We start from the raw sequence: 1,217 nt of genomic DNA, 5'->3' as shown, positions 1-1,217 counted from the left end.
GGACGCGCGGCCGGCCAGCGCGCCGAGCCCGGACAGCAGCCGGGCGCGCTGCGCCTGCAGCGTCAACGAGCCGTACCCACGCTTGGTGACGTTGTAACCGTCCACGATGAGATGCACCCCGGGGACGGCGAGCACCTCGTCGATCACGGCCGGGTCGTCCTCGGCCAGGCCGCGGGCGCTGACCCCGCAGAACGGGTCGAGAGGCGCGGCGTCATCCTCACCACGGCCGACGATGTCCGCCGGGTGCAGCACGGCGGTCGGCAGCGCGAGCTCCTTGCGGAAGCCGTTGGCCGCGGCCATCAGCGTGTCGAGCAGGACCCGCAGGCGCACGTCCTCGGCGGAGCGGGCCTCCCGGCTGCCCCGCCGGGACGCGGTCGCGGCGGCTTCGAGCTCGGCGACCCGCTGCCGTAGCCGGCGGGTCTCGGCCTCGGCGTCCCGGGCGGCGGCGACCGCCTCGTCACGGGCCTTCTCCGCCGTCTCGACGGCCTCGTTCGCCGTGCTCTCGGTCCGGCGGAGCCGGTCGGAGGAGGAGCGCAGCCGGCGGCGGGCGTCCTCCACCTCGGAGCGGGCGGCCGCCAGACGTTCCCGCAACTGGTCGTTCTCGGCCTTGGCGCTCTGCCGGAGCGTGTCGAGCTGTTCATGCAGACGTGTGACCGTCTCGGTGGCGTCGACCGCGCGGGCCGACGCCGCGGCCTCGGCCACCTCATGGGCGGCGGCCTCGAGCATCCGTTCCCAGCCGGGCAGCCGCAGGACGTAGGCGACGGCCGCGATCTCCTCGGGCGGCGCCGCCTCGGGCGGCCCCTCGTCGGACTCCAGCGACGCCACGAGCTCGGGCAGGGCCAGCCGCAGCCGCTCGGCGACCCGGCCGCGAAAGACCGCGTCGTTGGCCATGGCCGCCGCCAGCGGCGTCGCTCCGAGCCGGGACCGTCGGGACGGGATGAAGCGGCGGACAGCCACGAGCGTGGCCGGCACGTCCTGTTCCGGGAGATCGGCGAGGGTGTCGGCCGCGAACGCCACGATCTGTGCCCGGACGCTGGACGGAAGCGGCTCGCTCACCCGGACGCCCGTGCAGGCGCGCACGGCGCGTCGCCCAGCCTGCCACCGCCACCTGGCGAGCCGCCGTCCGACGGCCTGCCGCCGGCCACCGCGATACTGGTCGCCGTGGTGCCGTTCGGCCCACCAGGGTGACAATGCCGGAGGCCCGCGGTATGCCCGGC

1 protein-coding gene is annotated in these 1,217 nt (G+C 76.1%); it reads right to left on the bottom strand.

The genetic code is table 11. The features are described from left to right. Positions 1 to 1,056 (bottom strand): NYN domain-containing protein (locus tag AC5LSR_RS12400; RefSeq protein ID WP_493468480.1); only part of this gene is annotated, 1,056 nt, incomplete at its 3' end. Between the last annotated feature and the right edge of the window lie 161 nt (positions 1,057 to 1,217).

This window comes from Protofrankia sp. CiP1_Cm_nod4 (assembly GCF_982290645.1).
The sequence above is the reverse complement of the archived record's forward strand: the minus strand, read 5'-3'. Positions and strand labels throughout refer to the sequence as shown.